Source organism: Vibrio sp. SCSIO 43132, from assembly GCF_019904195.1.
In the GTDB taxonomy this organism is placed as follows: domain Bacteria; phylum Pseudomonadota; class Gammaproteobacteria; order Enterobacterales; family Vibrionaceae; genus Vibrio; species Vibrio nigripulchritudo.
This window is the reverse complement of sequence record NZ_CP063200.1, coordinates 1,903,735-1,928,198: the sequence shown is the minus strand read 5'-3', so window position 1 is coordinate 1,928,198 and position 24,464 is coordinate 1,903,735. Positions and strand designations below refer to the sequence as shown.

Sequence of the window (24,464 nt, the reverse complement as noted above, 5' to 3'; positions counted from 1 at the left end):
TTTATTTTATCAATAGGAGATAATCAGAAAGTTGCTATGCACTATTCAGGTTTTCAGTGTTTTTTCGTTCTCAAGCATGAGGATAAAAGTATTTGAGCTAACCAAGTAGCACGTAAGTATTGCCCTTGGGTTTGATAAAACTGGAACAGTTCCGCAGAATTGTTCCATATTTAAGTGCAACGTTCAGCGATACACTTTCTTAACTGTCTTGAGCTTAAGCATGGAGAAGAATATGCAAGAAAAGAGTCAGAAAGTTCGCTGGGGCATTGCAGGGTTAGGCAATATCGCTCAACGATTCGCAAAGGCGCTGACGGAATATAGCAAGCAGGGTGAACTGTATGCTGTGACAGCCAGAAGCCAGACTCGGGCAAGTGAGTTTGGAAAGAACTACGGTTGTCAGCGATGTTTTGGAAGCTATGAAGAAATGGCTCGTGATCCTGGATTAGATGCGGTGTATGTGGCTACCGTTCACACATATCACAAGCCTGTTGTGGAAGTGTTTCTAAAGCATAAAAAGCATGTATTGGTAGAAAAACCTGCATTTACCAATGTCGCCGATTGGCTGGAAATGCGTGCATTGGCGAAAGAAAATGGGGTTCTGCTGCTTGAAGCGATGAAGACGGTAGCGTTTCCTGCATATCGGGAGTTGAAATCTTATCTGGTTACCAATCAAATATCGTTGACGTCAATTGAAGCAGGTTTTGGCAATTACCACGATTTTGATTTGAGCCTGTTTATTTTTAATCCAGAACTGTCAGGCGGTGCGACTCTGGATGTTGGCGTGTATGCGCTCTGGTTGTATTGCGATTTGTGTAACACGCTAGGAAAGAACGTGTACTCTCCTGAAGTGACTTTGAAAACCCATCATCCCGAATCCCAAGTCGATGAAGATGCTCGTTTTGAATTCCATCAAGGCGTGAAAGGGGAGATAGCCGCATCCATTGTGCAGAACCTTCCCAGACAAGCCATTCTGATAGGAAAAGGCGTCACCATTACCATTCAGGATAAATGGTGGAACCCACTAAACATTGACATTACCCATGGTACTGAAACTCTGTCTCTTACTACTCCGGAGAATGGCAATGGGTTTGAATACGAAATCGATCATTTCTCTGAACTGGTATTGCAGGGCAAGCTTGATTCGGACATTTTAAAACCTGCGATCACAGAGCAAGTATTGACGTTGATGGAGCAAGGACTCAAAGCGTCTGGATACGGACACCTAACTTAAAAAACAATGGAAAACCAAAGAAGAAAACTGGAAATATATGAAGGGATCTTTCGTGCGTACGGTCCGGGAGATTCTGCTTGTCAGCTCAGTGAACTTGCGGCGCTACTTCATGTGAGTGAACGCTATGTCCAGACACTTATAAAAAAGCTGGTGGCGCTGGGGTGGCTGAAATGGGATGCGCAATCTGGTCGAAATAAAAAGGCGACCCTATCTTGTTTGAAAGAACCGATAGACGCATGCTACCAATTAGCTCGACCAATGGCGGAAAGCGGCAGTGTGGATCAGCTTTTGAACTTGTTTGGGTTTGGTGGACGGGATTCAGGCAAAGAGCTGGAGGCATTTCTATCGCGAAGCGAGCCTGGTGTACAACGAACTCTGTACATTCCATTTCACCGAGAGTTGGAAAACTTACATCCCTTAAAATCACTACGGCGGACTGAGCGATTCTTGGTGACTCAGGTTTGCCAGCGCCTAACCAGAATCATTCAAGGAGAGATAAAAGGGGATCTCGCCTATCACTGGCAAAGCAATGCCGACGGGACTTGCTGGCGATTTCAAATTCACAGTGGTGCCAAGTCTCACGATGGAACATCACTGACCGCCAATGACGTAGCTCGTTGCCTAAGTGCTTTGATTGGCAGCCGTTACTGGTCTCGGCTCTACCAACATATCAATACCATTAAAGCTCTGTCTCCTGAAGTTATTGAAATACAGCTGAATGTCACGGACTGGCATTTACCGCATTTGTTTTCACGAGCAGAAACGTCGATTTACAAAGCGATTGTCAAAGGTGGCTTAGTGGGTTCGGGGGCTTTTTCTGTCGCTGTGTTTTCTTCCAAAATGCTTCGACTGGCTCGTCATACTGGCTATACCCACAAAGTTCCTTTAGTCGAACGTGTAGAACTTTGGGTTTACCCTGAATGGGCGGACAGTAAAGTCTGTGCAATCAACCAATTGTGCGTAAAGCTACCTGAAAAAACGCAAAGAATAACCAGTAAAAAGCTTTCCACTTTTATTGAAATTCGCAATTCCAGTTCCCTAGATGATTCAAATGAACGAATCAGTTTTGAAGATAACTCCGAGTGCAAAGCTATCTTCCAAAACCGTTGTCCAGAATCAGAGGGTAAAGAGGTGCCTTATGCTCAATACGACAAGGAATTCACCACCGTTTTCTGTAGCGTGATAGAGGAAGATGACCGATTCGTATCCTGGCTTTCGTTCCTTACTTTGTTTCCGTTTAAACAGGGCAGATACGATGTGGAGTTATGCAAAATCCGAAATACACCAGATCTGAAAGAAGCTGAAAAGTACCTGACAGAATTGTTCCAGAGAGCGCAGAAAGAAGAAGTGCTCACCTTGCTAAAAGATGAGCCATTTCATTTAGAGATCTCACGCAAAGTCGAGAATACAATCGTCAATGGTTTTGGCTGGTGTGAACTTGGAGACGTTTGGGTATCGGATAATATGATACAAAACGGTTTTAAATAGGAATTGATGAAAGTGAAGCAGAATTCAGAAAGGTTAAATAGGTTTCTTAGTGCTGTGGTTCCAGAGCATCCACTGCCAGAAGAATCGATGGAATACTTTTCTGTTTTAGATCGAAAAGACAAAGTGCGGATCTTTTCAGAAGGAGAGACCGTATCCGATGTTCATTTTCTGCTTTCCGGTATTGGTCGTTACTTCTATCTCGATGCAGAGGGAGTTGAGCGCAACAAATCTTTAGTGCGGGCTGGGGGGGCTTTCACCAGTATCAGTTCCATCGTAGAGGGCAGCCCGAGCCCGCTTTATGCTGAAACCATTACTCCCTGCATTACCGCTTCCGTTCCATACTCCAAACTGGTCGAACTCTCAGAGCATGACTTTTTCTGGGCAACTTTCATCCGAAGAATTTACGAAAAACTGGTTTTGAAGAAAGAACGGCGCGAAGCGGAGCTGTTGATGCTGGATGCAAAAACTCGCTACCAGAATTTTTTGGTGGAATTTGGTGACGAGAGCACTCAAATCCCGTTGCGCCATGTTGCAATGTATTTAGGCATTACCGATGTGACCCTTTCCCGAATTCGCCGAGATATGGGCTTAACATAGGTTAAGGTAGGCAAATCCTTAAACGTTAGACTGGGCGTCATTGTGTGGTCAATGAATTCCAAGGAAATGCCAATGAAAAAGTTACTTCCTCCCTATCTGTTCCTCATTTCTATTACCGTCATGGCGTTGGTATGTTGGTCTTTAGGATCTCCGCATCTAATCGGGCAACCCGCCATTTTCTTCGGTGGAGCATTGGTGCTCGCGGGTATTGGTTTGGCTGCCAAAAGCAGTGCTTTATTTCGCAAAGAACAAACCAACATCATGACCTTTGGCGAACCCGACAAACTGGTGACTACCGGGGCATTTAAATACACGCGAAACCCAATGTATCTGGGCTTTACGGTTGCTCTTGTCGGATTTGCAATTTTATTTGGTGCCGCCATTTCCTCATTTGCAATCGTGGGGCTTTTTATACTGATCGCCGACCGCTGGTATATCGCGTTTGAAGAAAACATGATGCGTAGTAAGTTTGGTGAGGAGTACGAAGACTACAGCAAGTCAGTTCGACGCTGGATTTGAGAGCGTCACCCCATCTGATTTTTCCGTCCATGCTGCTTGTGTATAAAGCAGCATTTCATTCTTCATACTAGCCATTTTTGAGCTTTTAATTAAAGTTTTGGATTGATGCTAATCGTTGCTAAAGTTTTGAATTATAATGGTTTGAATTGCTCTATTTTCTCTTAAAGTTAAAAATTTAGCTCAACTTTTTTTCCCAAGTCTCACAATCAAGTCACTTCCTTGCACTCTTTATTGAGTATGGTCGCTGCATCAATCAGTTCTTCAATTCATGTTCGATTAGACGGAAATTGCTTGCTCATCTTCGAACAGAAGAACTGCATAACAGCAATTAAGGAATCGTCGTGGAAAATAGAACGAATTGGGTGGATTACGCCAAGGGGATAGGGATCATCTTAGTGGTTTACGGGCATGTTGCTCGAGGGCTACAAAACGCCGGGATTGAAATGTCACCGACGCACTTTTCATTGATTGATAGCGTGATTTACAGCTTTCACATGCCTCTGTTTTTCTTTTTGTCGGGGCTGTTTTTCTATCAGTCTTTTGAGAAAAGGGGCTCGAAGAGGCTGATTTTCAGCAAAATAGACACGATTTTCTATCCCTATATATTGTGGTCGATCCTTCAGGGGGGAATAGAAGCGGTACTGTCTAACTATACCAATGGCAACGTTACTTTTAGCGAAGTATTTGCGCTGCTTTGGGAGCCCCGCGCACAATTCTGGTTTCTGTATGCTCTGTTTCTGGTTTTTGTGGTCAGTGCTTTCATTTATTCGTTTGCTGCCCGCTCTCTGACGGCGATTCTGTTTGTTGGTACTGCTTTGATCTACGTCTTCAATACCTTGCTACCTAACGTTCAGTTACTGAACTACCTGTACCAAAACTTAGTGTATTTCTTCTTCGGTATTGCTTTCAGCGTGTATTCTAGAGAGAGTGTTTTTGCGAAGCACCAGTTCCTGTTGATCTCCTTTGTCACCTTCGTGGTATTGCAAGCTGGATACCACGGAATATTGGGTATGAACTACAGCCAACGCGGGCTGCTTTCGTTGATTCTAGCTATAAGTTCAATTGTGTTTGTGGTGTCTTTATCTATGGTCTTAGAAAAGCGCTCTTTGCGCTGGCTAAGCTATATCGGGTCAGCATCCATGGGCATTTACCTTATGCACATTCTGGCGGGAAGTGGGGTCCGAGTTGTTCTCACCAAAGTGTTAGGCATTCAGTCTTTTTCAGTCCACCTAATTGTTGGGTGTTTGGTTGCCATTGTGGCTCCTCTTATCGCTCTGAAAATCACCGAAATGATAAAACTAAGGTTTGTTTTTTCTGCACCCATCAGTAAATGGTTTGGTTCAAAAGAAGGCGAAATAAAGTCGCAGTCAGCATAGAATAATATAATCAGCCAGCCGTTAGGGCTGGTTGAGTGATAAGCGAATTCTTAGGTACTGGTCGAGGTAACCGCATGAAACTCCGGATAAACTGGAGAAAAAGTAATGAAGGTTCCTCAGTATGGCTAATCTCTTTGACAACATTCCATCCCAACTCCCCGAAGAAATCTTTGAAGATCTGGTGAAAACAGAAAACATAAGAATTGAACGTATTCTCTCTAAAGGGCAATCATCACCTGAGTCGGGTTGGTATGACCAGGAAGAAAGTGAATGGATACTGGTTTTATCTGGATATGGCGTTATCGAATTTGAAGACGGTGAAAGTGTCACATTGCAGAAAGGAGACTACTTAAATATTCCTGCACACCAGAAGCACAAAGTCGCAGAAACCTCGCCAAACGAGACCACTGTCTGGCTAGCGATTTTCTACTGAGAAGCGAGTCGCATTCCCCATCCAATAAGTGTTGTTGTCCTGATAAAAAGTTTATCTTTCATGGGGTTATTATTACAGCGAGCTGGATGTCAGATGAAAAAAATTGGGATGAAGTTACTTGGTGTCGGCTTTGTGGTGTTTTTATTTGCAGGAAGCCAGTTAGGCTGGTTCGCATCTAGCAACCCCGATTCATTTCCCAAACTGCCAAGCGAACCCGATTTCGCTGTTTCCAACGCTTTCGATGGAAAATGGGTCGGTCGTCGACTCGACGAATCCAACAGCAATATGTGTGAGCGAACAACCATTGAAGGACATGTGGTTGATGGCTTCGTCCATTTGGTTTTAACCTACAATGGCACCTCACTTAAAGGGTGGATCTCTGAATCCAACCAGATCAAACTCTATGCTAGCCACCCACAGTGGGACTACCGATTCTCCGGCATTGCAGAGGGTAATAAAATCCAGGGCGAATGGAACCTTCAGAATGGTCCATGTCATGGTACCTGGTACATTGAACATTTAGGGTGACAAATTGTACTAGATGATTTATTCAAAATCCCCAATTGTTTTATATCGTCTAATTTTGTTTTTCCTGTGTTTCAGTACTTAATTTTCTTCTAGTCTCTTCACCTAGTCTCTATTTTACGCTTGTTAATCGTAGTGGTTTTAATCCTATCTTTGGTGCCTATATCTTAAAGGTATAAATTAATTTAATTGATGATTTGTAGAAGATTTCAAAGAAAAAACTAAAATATTTACATGTAAAATCAATTGCTTAATTATTAATTTAATGTTCGATATTAAAATATTTAATATTAAACCTTTAAATCTAAAGTCAGTCTGTGTACTATACGCCTCGTTGTCACGAATGAGACACATCGAGGCTTTTGTATTGCTTTCTGTTTCGAGTGTGGAGCATTAGTTTCAATGACAAATCTTTTGAATTGAGGGTCTGAATGGATAAGGCTCTCTATGTGAAACATGGACGTCTTAACCAATCAAAGGTTTTAAGATGAAAAAATCTCTTATCGCTCTTTCTCTCGTTTCTGTTTTTTCTGCAGGTGCAATGGCAGCTACGGCTCCTATCAATGTAGGTACCGTTGACGATGTTGTTGAATGGGCTACTGATAAAAACCTGAACCTTAAAATCGATGAGCAAGCTGGTACAGCTCGGATTGTTCGCGAAATTAAAGACCGCGACGGCAAGGTAATTGAATCGTTTGAAATTGCTGACATTTCAATTGACGCCAAGAATATTGATGCAAATAAGGGTGGAACCATTACAGTCAATGATATTCATGAAAACGGCGGTTCTGTAGATGTTCACGTCGATTCAGAAGGCAATGTGACTGTGTTAGACAATAGTGAGTTACCAGATATAGATTCTAATAATGAACGCCGGATTACTGATCTTGAAAATTCCGCTGAATTTGCAGGAAAAGAAATAATTAATGCTGCGTCTGCTATCGAAGGTCGCGTGGATAGCCTGGAAACACGCTTCAACGATATGGCTGAGCGTCAACACCGTCAAGAAATGCGCATCAACGAAAACGAAGGCAAAATGTCTAACGGTATTGCTGGCGTAGCGGCAATGGCAAACATCCCAACTGTATCTGGTAAAACAACTTTTGGTGCGGGTGTTGGTCACTTCAACGGTTCTAACGCGATTGCAATCGGTGCAAGCACTGGCTTCGAGAATGGTATCTCTCTAAAAGGTTCTCTGTCTTATGCAAAAGGCAAGTGGGATCAAAAAGACGTAGTCGTTGGTGCTGGTATCGGCTACAGCTTCTAAAGGTTTTTTTTAAAACCGACTAACATTTCAAGGGCGCATTCGCGCCCTTTCTTATTGAGGTGACTATGTTAACAACAAAATTGATTCAGGCATCGATTGCTGGTGTGAAAGGATACACCAGAACTTTTGATTTCAATTTTTTCAAACTCACGGAAGAGGTTGGGGAACTGGCGGTTGAGATCCAATTCGCTCAGGGTAAGTTACCCGCCGAAAAAGGTGGGGATGATGGTGTTGTTGGCGAAGCCATCGATGTCGCGTTATGCGCACTGGATATTGCGTTTCTGGAACTGAATAAGAAAGGAATCAGTAACATTGAAGAAATGGAAACTATCCTTAATCAGGTTGCGAGTTGCAAATTAGCCCGATGGGAAAGAAAACTGGAAAAGCTTCAGAAAGAAGAAGTAATTTCTTAGGTTGAATCAAAGTTTCTGGCAGATGTATCAATACCTACACTTGAATCTACGTGCTACAGCCCACAGTTAATGGTCGTAAGCAAATTATAAGGATTCGATATGTTAGGAAAGTTGAAAGCGTCATTGGGTATTGGAGCGGCAAAGGTCGACACTGTGTTGCAGAACATGAGCGTAACGCAGGGTGACACCTTAAAAGGCACCGTTCATATTCAGGGTGGAGACGTTGAGCAACAAATCGATGCTATTAAACTGAAGCTTTGCACTCAGGTGAAAGTAGAGTCTGACAGTGGCACAAGCTACCCGTCGTTTGTGCTAGGGCACCTACAAGCGGTAGACCCGTTTGTTATTGGTCCGGGGCAGGAAAAGCAGGTTAATTTTGAACTGAAGCTTCACGAAGAAACGCCCGTTACTGCGCTGAACGCCTTACATAACCAATGTCATGTCTGGGTAGAAACAACTCTGGATATCGATTTTGCTATTGATCCAAAAGATCGCGATTTTGTTGAAGTGAAGCCTCTGCCAGTGGTATCGAGTGTAATTTCAGCAATCGAATCAGCAGGCTTTACTATGGTAAAAGCGGATGTTGAAAAAGGGCACTTGCGAGCAAACACCTTCCAGTCTAAGTCAGGCTGTTATCAGGAAATCGAGTTCCGTAACAACGGATTCGTCACCAGCAAAGAAATCGAACTTTCATTTATTCTTGATGGAAACATGGTTCATTGTCTGGCTGAAGTGGATCGAGCCATGAGTTTACGTGGCGACCAATACGTCGCTTTCAGCCTGGACCGAAATGCATCTGCCGGGCAGATTCAGGATGCGGTCTCCCGCATATTGTCGGTATAACCTAACAAGCGAAAACACAAAAGGGCAGTTCTCACTGCCCTTTATTCATTTCCACTACCGATTATCTCAGCTTTTTCAAAACGTCTTCCATTGTGCTGACAATGGCTTCAACTTTCGCTGCATTGGCTGCGTCTGGGTGCGGTGGCGCCAGCTTTCCGGAGTCGTTATCGAAATACTGTCCGTTAGCGTGCGCGAATTCTTCACTAAGTGAAGCTCGGGTCAGAATTTCCGCGCCGATTCGGATGTCTCCACCGGGAATACCATAAGCGTCTTTAACCATTTTGCTGCCCAAGAGCGAGCCCGGGTTGACGGCAATAAGAACGGGAGCAGGCTTGGGTAAAGTGTTTGCCAGATGGTGGTTCCAGGCAGTGAGTGCCAGCTTGCTTTGCGCATAGGCGGCGTTGTCAGAAAGCTTAGACTGACCGCTCAATGCACCAAGGTTAACAGGAGACTGGGCAGCCGAAGACAAGTTGACGACTCTGCTGTTTCCGTCAAGTAAAGGCAATAGCTCTTTCGTGATCAGGTAAGGCGCGTACGTGTTCACCGCAAAACGAATGTCCAGACCGTCTTCAGTATCGGTATGGGGCGCGGTGTAAACGCCAGCGTTGTTTATCACGACATCGAGGTGGCTGTGCTTGTTTTTAATGTCTCTTATTAAGCTTTTCACTCCACTGATCGTCGACAAATCCGCAACGTATCGCTCGAATGAACCTTCACCACCAAGGCTGGACAGCAGAGACTCGGCATCTGCCAGTTTAGATGGGTTTCGGCCATGTAATAGCACGTGGTGCCCATCCGAGTAGAGCATCTTTGCCGTTTCTAAACCAATTCCATCGGTAGCGCCTGTTAGTAAGATTGTTTTTTTCATTGCGATCTGTCCGTTGTGAGAATTTCTGCATGAAATTGTAATTAGTATGTCGTAACTTGATAATAGTGTATTTAATATATTCACTTTCAAAATAATATTGAAAATAAAGCATTATGAATATTGAACATCTCAAACTGTTTTTGCGAGTAGCGGTGACTCACAACATCAGCGTAGCTGGTAAAGAACTTAATCTTTCTCCTGCTGTGGCCAGCTCTTACATCAGTAAGCTGGAAGAAGGGTTGGGTGTCAGGTTGGTGCACCGAACAACGAGAAAAGTTTCACTCACCGAAGAAGGCAAAATTTTCCAGCCATATGCAGAAGAAGTACTGGCGAGTATTGAAGCGGCGAAAGCTTCTGTTGGGGCCGGGCAAACACATCCTGCGGGAACACTCAGAGTCACAGCACCCGCTTCGTTTGGTCGTATGCACCTCATGCCCGTACTTAAAGAGTTTCTGTCTCGCTACCCCGACATCCAACTGGATGTAAGGTTTTCAGATGCGATTGTCGACTTAGTGGAAGGTGGGTTTGACGTAGCTATCAGAAATGCGGAGCTCAAAAACTCCAGCTTGATTGCCCGAAAGCTGGCACCAGATAACCGTATCTTGTGTGCTTCTCCTGACTATCTCAAAGAATATGGTGAACCTAAGACCCCCGATGAATTAAAAACGCATCAGTGTATCCACTTGATGGGGCTCGACACCTGGCAGTTTGAGTCGGGTGATAAAACGCTGGCAGTCAAAACCTACAGCAATTTCACTGCCGACAATGGAGAAGCCGTGCGGGATGCCTGCGCAGAAGGGCTCGGAGTAACGATCAATTCTACCTGGAGTGTTTACAAACACCTAAAGCGTGGCGATTTAGTGCAGATCCTTGCCGATTATCCACTTAAGTCGGACACCGCGATTTGGGCGGTGTATCCAAGTTCGCGCCAGTTAGCACCGAAAGTTAGAGTGTTTATTGATTTTCTTGTCGAAAGTTACGGAACGCCTCCGTACTGGGACGACTGCCTGAATAGCAAAAATGAAGAAGGAACCTCATCATGCTAAATGCCATTCATCACTGCGCCATTATCTGTTCCGACTACGCAGTGTCTAAAGCGTTTTATTGCGATGTATTAGGGCTGGAAGTAGTCGCGGAAAATTACCGTGAAGAAAGGCAATCGTATAAGCTGGATTTACGCTTGCCCAACGGAAACCAGATTGAATTATTCTCCTTTCCAAGCCCTCCCCCGAGACCTACACAGCCTGAAGCCAGAGGGCTACGCCACCTCGCATTCTCTGTTGATGATCTAGACCCGGTTATTCGTCATCTTGAAGAAAACAATATTGAAGTGGAACCGGTACGAGTTGATGAATTTACCGGGTGTCGGTTCACCTTCTTTCAGGATCCTGACGGCTTACCTCTGGAATTGTACGAAATTCGCTAAAACCTACTTAATATGCTGTTTAGATTAAAAAAGTTAGTCTTCTCAGAATTTTTTTAACGAGCAGTATTTATGAGAATAGTGATTATGCGTCACGGGCGACCTGAGCTCGACCTTGATGCATTGAAAAAGCAAAAGTTTTCATCCTTAAAACTGGGAGAAATCGTCGAGCAATACGAGCAGTCAGCGCTTGAAAAATCTCAGACCATTCCACATTCCTCACTGGCGATTTCCCAGAGTTGTCAGTTTGCCCTAAGTAGCGACTTGCCCCGAGCCATTGGCTCGATAGAAAAGTTAGGCTTGAAAGAAATTCACGAGACCGATGCCGTTTTTCGCGAATCCCCATTGCCTTATTTTAACTGGTCGTGGCCCTTTTTATCCTTCTTCACATGGGCAGTTATATTACGTGTTTTATGGCTGTTTGGCTTTGCTACTAATGGTGAGTCAATCAAAACTGCCAGAGCGAGGGCGCAAACCGGAGCCGGAAAACTGCATCAGTATGCGACTGAGCACGGATCGGTTTTTCTGCTTGGGCATGGCATAATGAATCGATTGATCGCCAAAGAACTGAGCTCCAAAGGATGGAAAAAAGTTGAGTCAAATGGCGAAAATTACTGGTCTTACTCGGTTTATGAACGCCTATGAAGTATCAAGTTGTTGAGTTTAAAGAAAAGTACGCTGAAGACATCACCTGTTTTTGGCGTAGCACCATGCAAGAGGTGCTCAATATCAGCCCTGTCCATTCGTTTGAGTCTCATCTTCATTTTCTTAGCCACATCCTTCCTCTTTCTTATCGAATCCGTGTTGTCACCAATCACGAAGACCGCGCTATTGGCTTCATTGCGTTTAACGAAAAAGAGATCAATCAGCTCTACATTCGATCCGACTATCGAAACCAGGGCATAGGGCAGTATTTGGTTCAGTTAGCCAAGCAACAATCATCAGGTTGCCTCGAATTGAGGACTTTTGAAGTCAATCAACGCGCAGTTAGCTTTTACGAGTCCCTTGGGTTTGTTGCATGCGGAGGCAGTTGTGACAATGAAGAGGGGCTCCCAGATATTTTGTTTCGTTGGGTTCAATAGTGTTCTTACTCCTCTGGCTCTTCTACACGAAACCTTGCCTTATATACCCAAGTAGCCTCAAGATGCTAGGTTCAGCGAGAATTAACTGGCTTTCAGGCAAGGCATCGATTTGAAGATCTAGTGGCTCTAAATCAAGAATCGGTAACGCAGTATGGAAGCCAGTTAAACTCGCCCTTGGGAGCCCATATTCTGTCCCATTTCTTCGTCAAAGAACTTGGAAAGGACGGGTCATTCCGCTTCGTCCTTTTCCTTGAACTGAAACAGAATATGAGGCTCTGAATCCTGCACCTTGAGGTCACTTGGGTATAAAGTACAAGATTCAATTTGTTTCACTAATGAGAAAGAACAAATGCCCAAAACATATTTATTCATCTTCCTAATTTAAAAATTATACTAACCATATGATTAATAATGGTTTGTTAATTTATCTATTACTCAACCAAGCGCATTTAAATATTAAAATATAAGTATCAATTCTAAGATTTATAAAAGAGTAAATCGATTTTCTTTATTGACCACATTTTAAGTAAGGTGTAATCATTACACGTGTACAAGGTGCTAGAAGCCTACTGCATTGGCGTAGTAACCTGTACCGTGTTGTTGCCTGTCGAGCCAAATCAGGCGCACACATTGAGCTCTGATATCAGGATCAGGTCAGCCTCAAAAAATGCATAGCAAGGTAATGAAGCCTAAATGAATTCGCTGACCCGAATTCATTTAGGCTTTTTTATTTACGGACTTTTTTACTACGAACTTTTTATTTACGAAATAGTGGAACTGGGATTACGTATGGAAACGTATCGCGTCGGATTGCTGTATTCAACAGACGGCACCTATCGAAGGATTGCAAGCAATGCACTTCTTGGTGCGTCTTATGCCATCGAGCAGGTCAATGCAGATGATCGCTATCCATTTCAGCTTGAAGGGGTTCATGTGAACCCAAAGGGCAATCTGGATGAGTACATAAACGGCGCGCAATCTCTGCTGAAAAGCGGAATCCGGCACATTGCAGGCACCATAACATCAAGTGCTCGCAAAGAAGTGATCCCGGATGTGCACGAGCATCAGGCATTGCTCTGGTATGGCAGCCCATATGAAGGCTACGAATGCGATGAGCATGTGGTGTATCACGGCGCATGTCCAAACCAGAATCTACTGCAAATCCTTCGGTATGCGGTTCCTCGTTTTGGAAAACGAGTGGCGCTGCTGGGCTCCAATTATATTTGGGGTTGGGAGAGTAACCGCATTGCTCGTGATGCCATCGACAGTATTGGTGGAGAAATCATCGAGGACACCTACTATCGGTTTGATACCACCGATTTCAGGCTGTCTATCGAGAACATCAAATCGCAGAAACCCGATTTCGTAATTAATAATTTAGTTGGTGAATCCAGCTATGCGTTTTTGCATCAATTGAATGATGCATGGAGCGCCGAATCCCTCCCAGTCTTGAGCAGCAACCTCAGTGAATGTGAGTTGGCAAGCATTCGCGCCTTGCCTAACCTGCGTTTGTTCACTGCATTGACTTTTTTCCAGTCGGTGAACCCCCAATTCACTGAAAAGGTGAAAATGGCCATGTCATGCGGTGAGCCGGTCTCAAGTAACTTTGTCGGCGCTTATCTTTCTATTCTGAGTCTGGCGAATGCCATCGCTATTGCAGAAAGTGACGATGTCACGTCTATTCGTGCCGTGTTAGGTAAAGTGTGTACAGACACACCAATGGGGCACACTTTAATGATTGCCAAAAACCAGCACGCGATACTGCCATGCTTTATCGGTGAGCGTGATGGTGATGACTTCAAAACTGTGAAATGTTACCCACCTATCGAACCGAATCCGTATCTGATAGCGCAGCAGTTTCTTACAGATATGGAACCACTGAATAGCTCAGTCAAGCTGAGGGTAGTCAAATGATCAATGCTTCCCTTTCCATCGACAAAATCACCGTGGTTTCCCGAGATGAACGCGCATGTGGGCAAATCCGAAAAGCGGCAGAAAGAATGGGCATCGAATGCCACATTACTGATTCTGTCGACAATACGAAAACAGATCTACTGCTTATCGATGTGCAGCACTATTTCAGCGATATGCATACTCAAAAAGCCATTCCGCAGGCACTGCCAATTGTCGGGCTGATTGCCCACGGCTCGCCGACCGAAATTGAGCGCGCCATTGCCATGGGAGCGATGTCGGTTGTGGGTAAGCCCATTCATCAGACGGGGCTGTATGCGGCTTTTCATATGGCACTGAAGCTTTCTCAGCAACAAGCCAAAATGCATCAAGAGTTAGAAAGTTTGAAGATGCGGCACAAGCTAAGACCCGTGGTTATTCAGGCTGTGATTGGGGTGATGGAAAAGCACCAGATCTCCGAGTCACAAGCTTACGAATTACTTCGCAGTTATTCTATGCAGCGAAATGTACCTGTTGAGCAGGTATGCATTGAGCTGACTCAGGGTAATGTCGCCTATGAAAGGCTGCGAGGAGAAGGCTAATGTGGAAATCTCTGCTTTCTCGACCATCTGTGTGCGTTTCGGTAATGATTATTGTAGTGATCGTGTCGCTGGCTTTAGGCGCATCCATCTTTGCCCCTTACGACCCGACAGAGCAGTTCTTTGAAGGGTTAACCTTAGAGGGGGCACCTCTACCTCCAAACGAAGTCTTTTGGCTAGGAACGGATCTTCTTGGTCGGGACTTACTTTCTCGTATTATTTATGGTTCTCAAACTTCATTACTCATCGGTGTAGTAGCCAATGGGGTGGCGATTCTGATAGGAACCACGGTGGGTGTGATTGCCGCCTATTTCAAAGGTTGGGTTGGCACTGCACTGATGCGTTTTACCGATTTGATGATGGCGTTTCCTGCCTTGCTGTTGGCAATTGCACTGGCTGCCATTTTTACCCCCAGTTTATGGATAGTGGCGATGGTGATCGCCATGGTGAACTGGGTACAAATTGCCCGAGTGGTGTATTCCGAAACCATTGCAATCAGCGAGAAAGACTTCATCGCCGCAGAGAAAGCGATTGGTGTTCCGGAATGGAAAATCCTGCTTTCCCATATCTTCCCTCATTTAGTGCCCACCATGCTGGTATGGGGAACATTGGGTATCTCAACAACCGTACTTCTGGAAGCGACGCTGTCCTATCTGGGCATTGGGGTACAGCCGCCCATTCCGAGTTGGGGAAACATCATTTTTGAAAACCAGACCTACTTTAGCGTTGCTCCCTGGCTGGTGTTTATCCCCGGCAGCGTGATTATTCTGCTGTCCCTTTGCTTCAACATTCTCGGGGATGCTTTGCGTGATGCGCTGGACCCAACGTTAAACGGGAGAGAAGCGGGATGAGTTACTACCTGATCAAACGATTGTTTCACGCTGCTCTGATTCTACTTGGCGTGACATTCATTACCTATCTTCTGCTGTATCTGTTACCGGCGGATCCGGCGCGGCAGATAGCGGGTCGAAGTGCCACGGCAGAAACCGTTGCCAACATACGTGAACAGTTGGGTTTGAATCTGCCGTTTTACGAACAGTACTGGCGCTACTTAACCAATCTGCTGCAAGGTGACATGGGGCGATCATGGCTACAGAAAACCGAGGTTTCGGAGCTGATCGCGGCACGTTTGCCGGCCTCTTTGCAGCTTATGGTTGCGGGGATTGGCGTGGAACTGGTTATCGGATTAAGCCTTGGCATAGTGGCGGCGCTCAAGCGCAATAGCGCACTGGACAGAGGCTTAATGATCTTCTCTTTTGTGGGCGTTTCTTCGCCCCATTTTGTGGCTGCAATGATGTTTCTTTATCTCTTTGCAGTGCAATGGTCCTGGTTCCCGATTGGTGGGTATGGCGAATGGAAACATCTGATTCTGCCTGCCATCACACTCGGTGTACTGGGAAGCGGTTGGTATGCGCGAATGATGCGTTCTTCAATGATTGAAGTACTGCATCAGGACTATATCCGGACTGCAAAAGCCAAAGGGCTCAGCCAAACCCGAATCATCTTCCGACATATGATTCCTAACGCGATTTTGCCGATTATCTCAATGATCGCTATCGATATAGGCATCTTCATCGGGGGCATGGTGGTGGTTGAGTCTGTATTTGGATGGCCCGGAATTGGGCAGCTAGCTTGGCAAGCGATTCAGCGTGTTGATATCCCCATTATTGTGGGAGTCACACTGGTCTCTGCAGTTGCCATCGTGTTGGGGAATTTGCTGGCTGATCTCCTCTCACCTTTTGTCGATCCAAGGATTGACCTGAAAAAACTGTAACAAGGACAAGTGTGATGAAAAAGTTAGCAGTAGCGGCAGCGCTGTCTTGCGTGATGGCGTCGCCTCTCGCAATGGCAGACATCAAGCAGGGTGGCAGTATGATTGTCACGTACAAGGATGATGTTTCAACGTTAGACCCCGCCATTGGTTACGACTGGCAAAACTGGTCTATGATCAAAAGCCTGTTTGATGGCTTGATGGATTACAAGCCGGGCACAACCGAGCTAGTTCCTGACTTGGCAGAAAGCTACACCATTTCCGAAGATGGCAAAACCTACACCTTCAAGCTCAAGAAAGGGATCAAATTCCATAACGGCAGAGAAGTCAAAGCCGCCGATATAAAATACTCCATAGAACGAACCGTCAACCCTGCCACACAAAGCCCGGGCGCAGGATTCTTTGGCTCGCTGGAAGGGTTTGATGCCTTTAACGGTGGGCAGTCCAAAGGGTTAGCCAGTATAAAAGCAGTCGATGACTACACGGTGAGTTTCCAACTATCTCGCCCTGATGCCACCTTCTTACATGTATTAGCGATCAACTTTGCGTTTGTGGTTCCGAAAGAATCGGTTGAGAAATGGGGGGCAGATTTCGGTAAACACCCGGTCGGAACGGGTGCATTTAAGCTGGGCGAGTGGAAGCTCGGTCAACAACTGACGTTTGTCCGAAATTCGGATTACAACAAACCCGGATTGCCTTATCTGGATGAGATCCGTTTTGAAGTCGGTCAGGAACCTGTTGTTGCCTTGCTGAGGTTAGAGAAAGGCGAAGTCGATATCGCAGGTGACGGTATTCCGCCAGCCAAGTTCCTGCAAATGAAGAACAGCCCGCAATACAAACCGCTGATTATCGCCGGTGACCAGCTACACACTGGCTACATCACTATGAACGTGAAGATGAAACCTTTTGATAACGTCAAGGTGCGTCAGGCTGTGAACATGGCGATCAATAAACGTCGTATCGTCCAGATCATCAATGGTCGAGCTACTCCAGCCAACCAGCCTCTGCCGCCAGCGATGCCAGGTTATTCCCAAAGTTATAAGGGCTACGCCTACGATCCGGATGGTGCCAAAAAACTGCTGGCTGATGCGGGCTTAGGAGATGGGTTTACCACCGAACTTTATGTCGCCAATACCGATCCGCAACCAAGAATTGCGCAGGCCATTCAGCAGGATCTCGCCAAAATTGGTGTGAAAACAGAAATCAAAGCTCTGGCGCAAGCCAATGTGATTGCGGCTGGTGGTGCGGCGGATCAGGCGCCAATGATCTGGTCGGGTGGTATGGCTTGGATTGCTGATTTCCCGGATCCTTCAAACTTCTATGGTCCTATTCTGGGCTGTGGCGGTGCGGTTGATGGGGGATGGAACTGGTCATGGTACTGCAATCAAAACCTCGATGATCGCGCAGCCAAAGCAGATGCCATGGTATCTGAAAGCCAGCAGTCTGCACGTATGAAAGAGTGGGAAAGCATTTATGTGGATCTGATGGCAGATGCTCCCTGGGTGCCAGTTTTCAATGAACGCCGTTTTACCATTCGTTCAGAACGCTTAGGTGGTGATACCAGTATCTTCGTCGATCCTGTACACATCCCGGTTAACTACGAAAATGTGTGGGTGAAAGATGTGCAATAACTCATTGATAAAGACCATCCACAGTGTGCACCATCACCATGGATGGAATAACGCTATCGAACCTGCGTTTCGCGTGGGTCGAGGCACAACGCTGGAGTTCGAGTGCCTCGACAGCTCCGGCGGTCAACTGACACGGGCATCCACTGTGGGTGATATTGCCGGGCTGGATTTCGGCAAAATCAACCCAGTGACTGGTCCTATCTATGTCGAAGGGGCAAAACCTGGTGATGTTTTAAAACTCACCATCCACGAATTCAAACCCAGCGGATTTGGCTGGACTGCCAATATCCCAGGGTTTGGTCTGCTTGCGGATCAGTTTGAAGCCCCAGCATTGAATCTTTGGTCTTACGACTCTGCGACTCTGGCTCCTGCTGCGTTTAGCACTATGGCAAAAGTGCCACTGAAGCCTTTCGCCGGAACCATTGGCGTTGCTCCTGCTGCCAGTGGCGATCACTCTGTAGTCCCGCCAAGGCGTATTGGTGGAAACATGGACATTCGCGACTTATCGGCAGGCACAACGCTGTATATCCCTATTGAGGTCGAAGGTGCCTTGCTTTCCATCGGTGATACCCATGCCGCTCAGGGGGATGGGGAGGTTTGCGGAACAGCGATTGAAAGCCCGATGAATGTGGTGGTTGAGCTGGACGTTGTAGACAATCTGAAAATACAGACGCCGTATTTCACGACAACGGGTCCTGTGACCCGTCATCTCGATAGCAAAGGCTATCAGGTGACGACTGGTGTGGAACCCGACCTCATGGCAGGTGCAAGAAGTGCAGTGAGTCAGATGATTGACCTGCTTTGTGCTCAGCACCATATGTCGCCGGAAGAAGCCTATATGCTTTGCTCGGTGTGTGGTGACTTGCGGATCAGTGAAATCGTGGACATACCAAACTGGCTGGTCTCTTTTTACATGCCAAACGTGGTGTTTGAATAAGGTCTACGGATCTTGTTCAGCTGGAAATACAAGGAAGGGGAAATGGATAAGGCATTATTGTCAGTGGAAAACCTGTCTATTGCGATTGCAGCAGGTCAGCACCTGAACCGAGTGGTGGATGATCTTTCGTTTTCAATCGATGCGGGCGAAACCGTGTGTATTGCAGGTGAATCTGGCAGTGGTAAGTCCTTATCCAGCACCGCCATTATGGGGCTGCTTCCTCCGGTAGCCAAAGTTTTGGGCGGGAAGATCTGGTTTGAACAACGCGACTTACTGGCTTTCTCTGAGAAGGAAATGCAAACCATTCGTGGTGACGACATTGCGATGATTTTTCAGGAGCCAATGACCTCCTTAAATCCGCTTATGACCGCCGGGCAGCAATTGTGTGAAGCAATACGAGCACACAGAGAAGTCGATACAGCAGGTGCCAGACAGATGGCGATCAGCATGCTGGATGCGGTAAAAGTCCCTCACGCTCAAAAACGCTTTGGTCAGTACCCTCATGAGATGTCTGGCGGTATGTTGCAACGCATCATGATTGCCATGGCGTTAGTATGTCGACCTAAGATATTAATTGCCGATGAGCCAACCACCGCTCTGGATGTGACTATTCAGGCTCAGATACTGACTCTGTTGAATGAGTTGAAAGACGACTTTGATACCGGTGTTTTGATGATTACTCACGACATGGGTGTGGTGGCTGAAATGGCCGATAAAGTCGTGGTGATGAATCAGGGAATCGTGGAAGAGCAATCCGATGTGCGAAGTATTTTTCTTGCGCCATCCAGCAACTACACCCGCGACTTGCTGGCGGCTGTACCTAAGCTTGGGCACGCCAAACCAGTCGACACGGTGGAACCTGCTTCTCCATTGTTAGAAGTGAAAAACCTGTGTGTGCGTTTTCCCGTGCCGTCCGTCTGGTGGCAAAAAAACAAACTCGAAGTGCGCGCGGTAGAGAATGTGTCGTTCTCGATTCAACCTGGCGAAACTCTGGGGCTGGTCGGGGAAAGTGGCTGTGGTAAATCAACCACAGGCAAAGCGCTAATGAATATGCTGCCATTTGTGGGTAGCGCAAACCTGAATGGAAACGAACTGAATGGGTTAGCGGGTCAGAATTTAAGAGCGATTCGAAAAGACATTCAGATGGTGTTTCAGGATCCATACAGTTCACTGAACCCGAGAAAAACCATCAGACAGCTATTAAGCGAGCCATTGTTGATTCATGGTATCTGCCAGCCTGACGAGGTTGGGCGTTACGTCGCTCAATTGTTAGAGCAGGTCGATATGCTGCCGAATCACATGCATCGCTATCCTCACCAGTTTTCTGGTGGTCAGCGACAGCGCATTGCGATTGCCAGAGCCATCGCATCTCAACCTAAATTGATCATTGCTGATGAATCGGTGTCGGCGCTCGATGTTTCGGTACAGGCGCAAGTGCTCGAACTGCTGGAAAGGCTGCAAAAGGAAACGGGCGTCAGTTACCTGTTTATCTCTCACGATATGGCGGTGGTCGAGCAGGTCTCTCATCGCGTTGCCGTGATGCATGGCGGAAGAATTGTGGAGATGGGACCAAGAGACGAAGTGCTCAGCTCACCACGACACAGCTACACCCAAAGACTGATGCAGGCTGTGCCAATAGCGGATGTGAACGTGAAACGCGATCTGACTTCGGTTTTGTCCCAACACAAGATGCCCGATCCAGTTCGCGAAACCTCCGTCGTAGATGAAGCTTTACATTACGAGCAGGTCGGCAACGGGCATATTGTCGCAATGAATTATTAGCCCCTCTTTAACACCTGTCACCCCAGATGGCATCGGCATAGCTGGGAACATCAATGAATGGATTTCGGTTGCCTTGCAGTTCAAAGATGCGCTCGTTTCGTCTTCGTTCCCAGTCTGATGGCTGATCGTTCAAGTGCCATTCTAACAGCGTACAAAGGTGTCCAAATTTTGGTTTTTTAGCCGCTGTAGAACCCCGATGTAAAGTTAAATCTGGAGTGCCGCCAGTATTGCCATCATAAGCAACCGCCATGTAAAAGATCATTCTGGCAACGTCGCCTTTGACCGCTTCTGGTGGTTCAAAAGAGTTGTTATCGGCGTGCGCTCCCAAGACTTCTCCATGATCCTGTCCACCGTCGTCAAACAGCTTTGAGCCGCGAGAAGAGTTCACAGTGACATCGGCTGGTCTTAAGTGATGAAGGTCGGTGTACGCCGCCTGTCCTTTGGATGGAAAACCACGTGATTTTGCCCAGACATGCTCTCTGTTCCAGTGGTCGTTGTTTCTGCCACCTTTATATTTGGACGTTTTGCTCTGTGATCGTTGGGTGTACAGAAGAATCACGTTATCAGTGTTGAACGGGTCTTCATCGGTGTAGTCGAGCGCTGTATACACTTGCTTGTAAGTGAGTTTTTCATGATCTCGAATGATCAGGTTAAGTGCTTGATGAAGCTCTACCCCCGTTTTTCCCTGCGCGTCTGCGTAGTAATTTCCACCCATCAATTCAACCGAATCGGTGTCGCTCTTATCGACAGGCTGAGCTTCTGAAACTGGGCTTGCGGCTAAAATACCATCCAGCACGATTGCCAGCCGATAACCTGCCTGCTGGATTCTGTTTTTCAGAATAGGTTGGTATTTGTCTTCAAATTCTGCAGAAATGACGCCATCTTCGGGCAATTCCTGATAAATCTGCTGAGTGATTTGGTAAGACTCGTTTGCCCAGTCCAGCGTATTGGAACTCTCCCATGCCTGAGTGTCGATAGCGACCAAGTCATTGTAGAGATCTTCCCCGTATTCCAGCCAGGTCATATCCGACTCATCAATCAACTTGCTGTCAAAGAAGCGGTGGAGATTGGAGCTTTTACCATCATGGGTAATATTGACTTTATTACCGCCTAAATCTTCGGCGTAGGAGACGTGCAAGGGTTGGTGAACATCGCCGACAAAATGCCCTAAAAACATCAGAGCTTTGGTCTTGTCATTGAAATACAGAGGGTTACCACTCGGTTTGCCAGCCAGAATATTCTTGTATTCTTCAATTGCAGATACCACGCAACCTTTATCGTCACAGCGTTGCGTGAGTTCCACATTCTGAGTCCCTTTTTTTACATTAATGTAGTGATGGGGTTTCGCGCGATCAAATTCTGGGTTGCTTTTAACTTCATCTGCCCAAACACACGCTTCGGCAAAGGTAGGGTATCGAGTGTCTTTCAGCAGGGCTGCGACCTGATCCTGAGATTTTGCAGACATGGCTCGCCATGCGACGTCACAGACTACCTGATGCCCATATTTTCCAAATGCAAATGAGGCAGAAGAAGTTAACAGGCATCCTGCCAATGCAATGAAGGTGATTCCTTTATTGTTCATAGCTATCTATCCAGTTTGTTGATATTGACGTGTTGTTCGACTTATCAACAAAGAGTTTAGAAGCGGATTATTACGTGTCTGTTTGACTATTAAGACAGCTGCATATTCTTGGCAGGAACCAAAAGAAATGTGGTGTGTTGTTTCATTGTTAATACAAGAATCTGGCAGCAACTGACAGAAAAAAGCCCTCCATAGGAGGGCATCAATCATCGCTATATATCAGGGAATTATTTATGTATATGTTCCCCTGATTTATTTTAATTATTGCAGAGAATGCTGATGTTCGCTGATAAGCATATCAATTTTTTCTTCTGCTCGGTTTAGTGCCTGAGCGTAGCTTTCTTCAGAAGCAAATGGTTCCACCACTTCGTAGTAGCATTTCAGTTTTGGTTCGGTGCCTGACGGACGAACCACGACGCGAGAACCGTTGCTCAGATGGTAGATAAGCACATCACTAACTGGGAAATTCAGTGCTTTTTCGCTGCCATCTTCAAATGTCTGCTTAGACAGTTTGAAGTCTTCAACACTGGCAATCGTCTGACCCGCAATAGTGGTTGGCGGGTTCGCGCGAAGAGTATCACCAATAGGTGGCGCAGACGGATCAAGCGCAATGCTGTGTTGAGCGTTAACGACCATGCCGTGCTGACGGTAAATTTCTTCTAGCTGGTCCCAAACGGTTTTACCTTGTGCTTTTAGCGCTGCTGCCAGTTGAGCAAACGCTACCAGCGCTGTTAAGCCGTCTTTATCCCAGACAAGCGTTCCGACTGTGTAACCCAGCGCTTCTTCATACGCGAACAGAAACTGCTTATCTTGCGTTTGCTCTTTCATCGCAACATTAGTCAGCCATTTAAAGCCAGTCAGGGTTTTGTAGAACGTACCACCTGCGGCTTCTGCAACTTTTGCCAGCAAGCTGGATGATACGATAGTCGCACCCACCAGTTTCTGGTTATCATTGGCCTGATTAAGCAGGTAGTGACCGAACAGTACGCCCACCTGGTCGCCAGTCAGCATTTTGTATTCGCCGTCTGCCTGGCGCGCAGCAACAGCAAAGCGGTCTGCATCCGGGTCGTTAGCACAGGCAAGCTCAGCATTGTGCTGCTTAGCTTCCGCGATAACCAAATCCATCGCCCCTTTCTCTTCAGGGTTAGGGAAGTTCACAGTAGGGAAGGTGCCATCCGGTTCGCGTTGTGCCGCCACGCTATGAACCTGAGTGAAACCTGCATCAGCCAGAAGGGTCTCAGCCATGTTGGCTCCAACACCATGCATTGCCGTGTAGGCCAGTGAAAGGTTTTCAGGCTGCTGCTTGTTTTGCAGAAGAGGGCTGGAGTTCGCTGTGCTGCGATATGTTTGGTAGTAGTCTTCTTTCAGCCAAACCAGTAAGCCTTTTTCTTCCGCTTCTTCAAGTGGCATCAGGTTAAGATCTTTCGCTGCCGCGTCGTCAATTTCTGCTGCAATACCAGAATCGTGTGGTGGGATAATTTGCGCACCGTTTTCCCAGTACACTTTAAAACCGTTGTATTCCGGTGGGTTGTGGCTTGCTGTTACGACAACTGCCGCAGCAGTACCAAGATGCAGAACGCCAAACGCCACGATTGGAGTCGCCGCGACATCGTGAGTCAGATAGACCTTAATGCCCTGAGCGGCAAGAGCGGAAGCTGTGTCATGCGCGAACTGCTTGGAGTCTGGGCGACCATCGTAGCCGATGACCACCCCTTTTGATGCTGCGTCTTGTTGCGATTTCAACAGGTATTGCCCAAGACCAGTGGCAGTTTCCTGAATTACCAGGCGGTTCATGCGGTTTGGACCTGCACCTACAACGCCGCGTAAGCCAGCGGTTCCAAATTCCAGACGACCTTTAAAACGATCCGCCAGTTCTTCGTTGTGATTACCGCTTTGAAGGGCATTCAGCTCTTCGCGAGTGCGAGGGTCAGGATCTCTTTCCAGCCATCTTGTTATCAAGTCATTCATAGTCTTGTCCTGTTAGAAATGCTTTCAGCCTAAATTAATGTATATCCAATGTCGTTCACACCTTTTTTTGTGGATTAGATCTCACAATGTGGTCGCAATCGATAAAATCGACTCTCCTCATTTTTACCGCATGATCTCAGTTTCAAGTATAGGAAAGCAGTGACATAGGAATGACCCATTTGGCGATCAAAGTCTAATTCCAAAACGTGCGATGTTGCTTAATTCTTGAACAATTGTCG

General features: G+C 46.3%; 24 protein-coding genes. 21 read left to right on the top strand and 3 right to left on the bottom strand.

Annotation, left to right across the window (positions count from 1 at the left end; genetic code table 11):
- Positions 1 to 232: 232 nt before the first annotated feature.
- The 10 genes from INR79_RS26930 to INR79_RS26885 all read left to right on the top strand — a co-directional run bounded on the left by INR79_RS26930 (position 233) and on the right by INR79_RS26885 (position 8,692).
- Entirely contained in the window at positions 233 to 1,231 is a 999-nt protein-coding gene (locus INR79_RS26930; RefSeq protein ID WP_223097946.1) for a Gfo/Idh/MocA family protein, read from the top strand.
- A gap of 6 nt (positions 1,232 to 1,237) precedes the next feature.
- Positions 1,238 to 2,719, top strand: coding sequence for an SgrR family transcriptional regulator (locus tag INR79_RS26925; RefSeq protein ID WP_223097944.1), 1,482 nt, complete (start codon positions 1,238 to 1,240; stop codon positions 2,717 to 2,719).
- 6 nt (positions 2,720 to 2,725) lie between these two features.
- A complete protein-coding gene (locus INR79_RS26920; RefSeq protein ID WP_223097942.1) occupies positions 2,726 to 3,316 on the top strand; it encodes a Crp/Fnr family transcriptional regulator in 591 nt (196 codons plus the stop codon).
- A gap of 72 nt (positions 3,317 to 3,388) precedes the next feature.
- Positions 3,389 to 3,835 carry a methyltransferase family protein gene (locus tag INR79_RS26915; protein WP_200767832.1) on the top strand — a complete coding sequence of 149 codons (447 nt, stop codon included), beginning with the start codon at positions 3,389 to 3,391 and terminating at the stop codon, positions 3,833 to 3,835.
- A gap of 341 nt (positions 3,836 to 4,176) precedes the next feature.
- Positions 4,177 to 5,211, top strand: a complete 1,035-nt coding sequence (locus tag INR79_RS26910; RefSeq protein WP_223097940.1) for an acyltransferase family protein — start codon at positions 4,177 to 4,179, stop codon at positions 5,209 to 5,211.
- Between the two features lie 121 nt (positions 5,212 to 5,332).
- Positions 5,333 to 5,644: a cupin domain-containing protein gene (locus tag INR79_RS26905; protein ID WP_223097938.1), complete on the top strand. Its 312-nt coding sequence runs from the start codon at positions 5,333 to 5,335 to the stop codon at positions 5,642 to 5,644.
- A gap of 93 nt (positions 5,645 to 5,737) precedes the next feature.
- The gene (locus INR79_RS26900) at positions 5,738 to 6,172 is read left to right on the top strand and encodes a hypothetical protein (RefSeq protein ID WP_223097936.1); all 435 of its coding nucleotides are present in this window, start codon (positions 5,738 to 5,740) and stop codon (positions 6,170 to 6,172) included.
- A gap of 484 nt (positions 6,173 to 6,656) precedes the next feature.
- The gene (locus INR79_RS26895) at positions 6,657 to 7,436 is read left to right on the top strand and encodes a YadA C-terminal domain-containing protein (protein ID WP_223097934.1); all 780 of its coding nucleotides are present in this window, start codon (positions 6,657 to 6,659) and stop codon (positions 7,434 to 7,436) included.
- 65 nt (positions 7,437 to 7,501) lie between these two features.
- The gene (locus tag INR79_RS26890; RefSeq protein ID WP_223097933.1) at positions 7,502 to 7,849 is read left to right on the top strand and encodes a hypothetical protein; all 348 of its coding nucleotides are present in this window, start codon (positions 7,502 to 7,504) and stop codon (positions 7,847 to 7,849) included.
- A gap of 99 nt (positions 7,850 to 7,948) precedes the next feature.
- Complete coding sequence (locus INR79_RS26885; protein ID WP_223097932.1) at positions 7,949 to 8,692, top strand: sporulation protein; 744 nt, start codon at positions 7,949 to 7,951, stop codon at positions 8,690 to 8,692.
- Positions 8,693 to 8,753: 61 nt separating this feature from the next.
- On the opposite strand, the gene INR79_RS26880 is transcribed toward INR79_RS26885, so the two are convergent.
- Positions 8,754 to 9,560, bottom strand: coding sequence for an SDR family NAD(P)-dependent oxidoreductase (locus INR79_RS26880; RefSeq protein ID WP_223097931.1), 807 nt, complete (start codon positions 9,558 to 9,560; stop codon positions 8,754 to 8,756).
- A gap of 113 nt (positions 9,561 to 9,673) precedes the next feature.
- Between INR79_RS26880 and INR79_RS26875 the strand changes: the two genes are divergently transcribed.
- The 11 genes from INR79_RS26875 to INR79_RS26825 all read left to right on the top strand — a co-directional run bounded on the left by INR79_RS26875 (position 9,674) and on the right by INR79_RS26825 (position 20,675).
- Positions 9,674 to 10,606 (top strand): LysR family transcriptional regulator, encoded by a 933-nt coding sequence (locus tag INR79_RS26875; RefSeq protein ID WP_223097929.1) that lies wholly within the window; start codon positions 9,674 to 9,676, stop codon positions 10,604 to 10,606.
- Complete coding sequence (locus INR79_RS26870; RefSeq protein WP_223097927.1) at positions 10,600 to 10,986, top strand: VOC family protein; 387 nt, start codon at positions 10,600 to 10,602, stop codon at positions 10,984 to 10,986. Before INR79_RS26875 ends, INR79_RS26870 begins: the two co-directional genes overlap by 7 nt.
- A 69-nt stretch (positions 10,987 to 11,055) precedes the next feature.
- Positions 11,056 to 11,628: a hypothetical protein gene (locus tag INR79_RS26865; protein ID WP_223097925.1), complete on the top strand. Its 573-nt coding sequence runs from the start codon at positions 11,056 to 11,058 to the stop codon at positions 11,626 to 11,628.
- Complete coding sequence (locus INR79_RS26860) at positions 11,625 to 12,065, top strand: GNAT family N-acetyltransferase (protein ID WP_223097923.1); 441 nt, start codon at positions 11,625 to 11,627, stop codon at positions 12,063 to 12,065. The genes INR79_RS26865 and INR79_RS26860 overlap by 4 nt, the downstream gene beginning before the upstream one ends.
- Positions 12,066 to 12,854: 789 nt before the next feature.
- The gene (locus INR79_RS26855) at positions 12,855 to 13,979 is read left to right on the top strand and encodes a transporter substrate-binding domain-containing protein (protein ID WP_223097921.1); all 1,125 of its coding nucleotides are present in this window, start codon (positions 12,855 to 12,857) and stop codon (positions 13,977 to 13,979) included.
- A complete protein-coding gene (locus INR79_RS26850) occupies positions 13,976 to 14,557 on the top strand; it encodes an ANTAR domain-containing response regulator (protein WP_022613579.1) in 582 nt (193 codons plus the stop codon). The genes INR79_RS26855 and INR79_RS26850 overlap by 4 nt, the downstream gene beginning before the upstream one ends.
- Positions 14,557 to 15,405 carry an ABC transporter permease gene (locus INR79_RS26845; protein WP_223097919.1) on the top strand — a complete coding sequence of 283 codons (849 nt, stop codon included), beginning with the start codon at positions 14,557 to 14,559 and terminating at the stop codon, positions 15,403 to 15,405. The genes INR79_RS26850 and INR79_RS26845 overlap by 1 nt, the downstream gene beginning before the upstream one ends.
- Complete coding sequence (locus tag INR79_RS26840; protein WP_022613577.1) at positions 15,402 to 16,328, top strand: ABC transporter permease; 927 nt, start codon at positions 15,402 to 15,404, stop codon at positions 16,326 to 16,328. The genes INR79_RS26845 and INR79_RS26840 overlap by 4 nt, the downstream gene beginning before the upstream one ends.
- A 14-nt stretch (positions 16,329 to 16,342) precedes the next feature.
- Positions 16,343 to 17,956: an ABC transporter substrate-binding protein gene (locus INR79_RS26835; protein ID WP_223097917.1), complete on the top strand. Its 1,614-nt coding sequence runs from the start codon at positions 16,343 to 16,345 to the stop codon at positions 17,954 to 17,956.
- Between the two features lie 4 nt (positions 17,957 to 17,960).
- Complete coding sequence (locus INR79_RS26830) at positions 17,961 to 18,893, top strand: acetamidase/formamidase family protein (protein ID WP_262415434.1); 933 nt, start codon at positions 17,961 to 17,963, stop codon at positions 18,891 to 18,893.
- 42 nt (positions 18,894 to 18,935) lie between these two features.
- On the top strand, positions 18,936 to 20,675 hold the full coding sequence (locus INR79_RS26825; RefSeq protein WP_223097915.1) for an ABC transporter ATP-binding protein: 1,740 nt from the start codon (positions 18,936 to 18,938) through the stop codon (positions 20,673 to 20,675).
- A 7-nt stretch (positions 20,676 to 20,682) separates the two neighbouring features.
- Here INR79_RS26825 and INR79_RS26820 read toward each other — a convergent pair whose 3' ends face one another.
- Positions 20,683 to 22,257 (bottom strand): S1/P1 nuclease, encoded by a 1,575-nt coding sequence (locus tag INR79_RS26820; protein ID WP_223097913.1) that lies wholly within the window; start codon positions 22,255 to 22,257, stop codon positions 20,683 to 20,685.
- Positions 22,258 to 22,518: 261 nt separating this feature from the next.
- The gene (locus tag INR79_RS26815; protein WP_223097911.1) at positions 22,519 to 24,225 is read right to left on the bottom strand and encodes a phospho-sugar mutase; all 1,707 of its coding nucleotides are present in this window, start codon (positions 24,223 to 24,225) and stop codon (positions 22,519 to 22,521) included.
- Positions 24,226 to 24,464: the final 239 nt, after the last annotated feature.

What these genes read in the sequence shown, in the direction of transcription:
- INR79_RS26870 (WP_223097927.1), top strand. Translation starts at nt 10,600, where the DNA reads ATGCTAAATGCCATTCATCACTGCGCCATTATCTGTTCCGACTACGCA.
- INR79_RS26875 (WP_223097929.1), top strand. Translation starts at nt 9,674, where the DNA reads ATGAATATTGAACATCTCAAACTGTTTTTGCGAGTAGCGGTGACTCAC.
- INR79_RS26815 (WP_223097911.1), bottom strand. Translation starts at nt 24,225, where the DNA reads ATGAATGACTTGATAACAAGATGGCTGGAAAGAGATCCTGACCCTCGC.
- INR79_RS26925 (WP_223097944.1), top strand. Translation starts at nt 1,238, where the DNA reads ATGGAAAACCAAAGAAGAAAACTGGAAATATATGAAGGGATCTTTCGT.
- INR79_RS26880 (WP_223097931.1), bottom strand. Translation starts at nt 9,560, where the DNA reads ATGAAAAAAACAATCTTACTAACAGGCGCTACCGATGGAATTGGTTTA.
- INR79_RS26840 (WP_022613577.1), top strand. Translation starts at nt 15,402, where the DNA reads ATGAGTTACTACCTGATCAAACGATTGTTTCACGCTGCTCTGATTCTA.
- INR79_RS26890 (WP_223097933.1), top strand. Translation starts at nt 7,502, where the DNA reads ATGTTAACAACAAAATTGATTCAGGCATCGATTGCTGGTGTGAAAGGA.
- INR79_RS26885 (WP_223097932.1), top strand. Translation starts at nt 7,949, where the DNA reads ATGTTAGGAAAGTTGAAAGCGTCATTGGGTATTGGAGCGGCAAAGGTC.
- INR79_RS26860 (WP_223097923.1), top strand. Translation starts at nt 11,625, where the DNA reads ATGAAGTATCAAGTTGTTGAGTTTAAAGAAAAGTACGCTGAAGACATC.
- INR79_RS26835 (WP_223097917.1), top strand. Translation starts at nt 16,343, where the DNA reads ATGAAAAAGTTAGCAGTAGCGGCAGCGCTGTCTTGCGTGATGGCGTCG.
- INR79_RS26855 (WP_223097921.1), top strand. Translation starts at nt 12,855, where the DNA reads ATGGAAACGTATCGCGTCGGATTGCTGTATTCAACAGACGGCACCTAT.
- INR79_RS26895 (WP_223097934.1), top strand. Translation starts at nt 6,657, where the DNA reads ATGAAAAAATCTCTTATCGCTCTTTCTCTCGTTTCTGTTTTTTCTGCA.
- INR79_RS26930 (WP_223097946.1), top strand. Translation starts at nt 233, where the DNA reads ATGCAAGAAAAGAGTCAGAAAGTTCGCTGGGGCATTGCAGGGTTAGGC.
- INR79_RS26915 (WP_200767832.1), top strand. Translation starts at nt 3,389, where the DNA reads ATGAAAAAGTTACTTCCTCCCTATCTGTTCCTCATTTCTATTACCGTC.
- INR79_RS26825 (WP_223097915.1), top strand. Translation starts at nt 18,936, where the DNA reads ATGGATAAGGCATTATTGTCAGTGGAAAACCTGTCTATTGCGATTGCA.
- INR79_RS26865 (WP_223097925.1), top strand. Translation starts at nt 11,056, where the DNA reads ATGAGAATAGTGATTATGCGTCACGGGCGACCTGAGCTCGACCTTGAT.
- INR79_RS26845 (WP_223097919.1), top strand. Translation starts at nt 14,557, where the DNA reads ATGTGGAAATCTCTGCTTTCTCGACCATCTGTGTGCGTTTCGGTAATG.
- INR79_RS26850 (WP_022613579.1), top strand. Translation starts at nt 13,976, where the DNA reads ATGATCAATGCTTCCCTTTCCATCGACAAAATCACCGTGGTTTCCCGA.
- INR79_RS26820 (WP_223097913.1), bottom strand. Translation starts at nt 22,257, where the DNA reads ATGAACAATAAAGGAATCACCTTCATTGCATTGGCAGGATGCCTGTTA.
- INR79_RS26905 (WP_223097938.1), top strand. Translation starts at nt 5,333, where the DNA reads ATGGCTAATCTCTTTGACAACATTCCATCCCAACTCCCCGAAGAAATC.
- INR79_RS26900 (WP_223097936.1), top strand. Translation starts at nt 5,738, where the DNA reads ATGAAAAAAATTGGGATGAAGTTACTTGGTGTCGGCTTTGTGGTGTTT.
- INR79_RS26920 (WP_223097942.1), top strand. Translation starts at nt 2,726, where the DNA reads ATGAAAGTGAAGCAGAATTCAGAAAGGTTAAATAGGTTTCTTAGTGCT.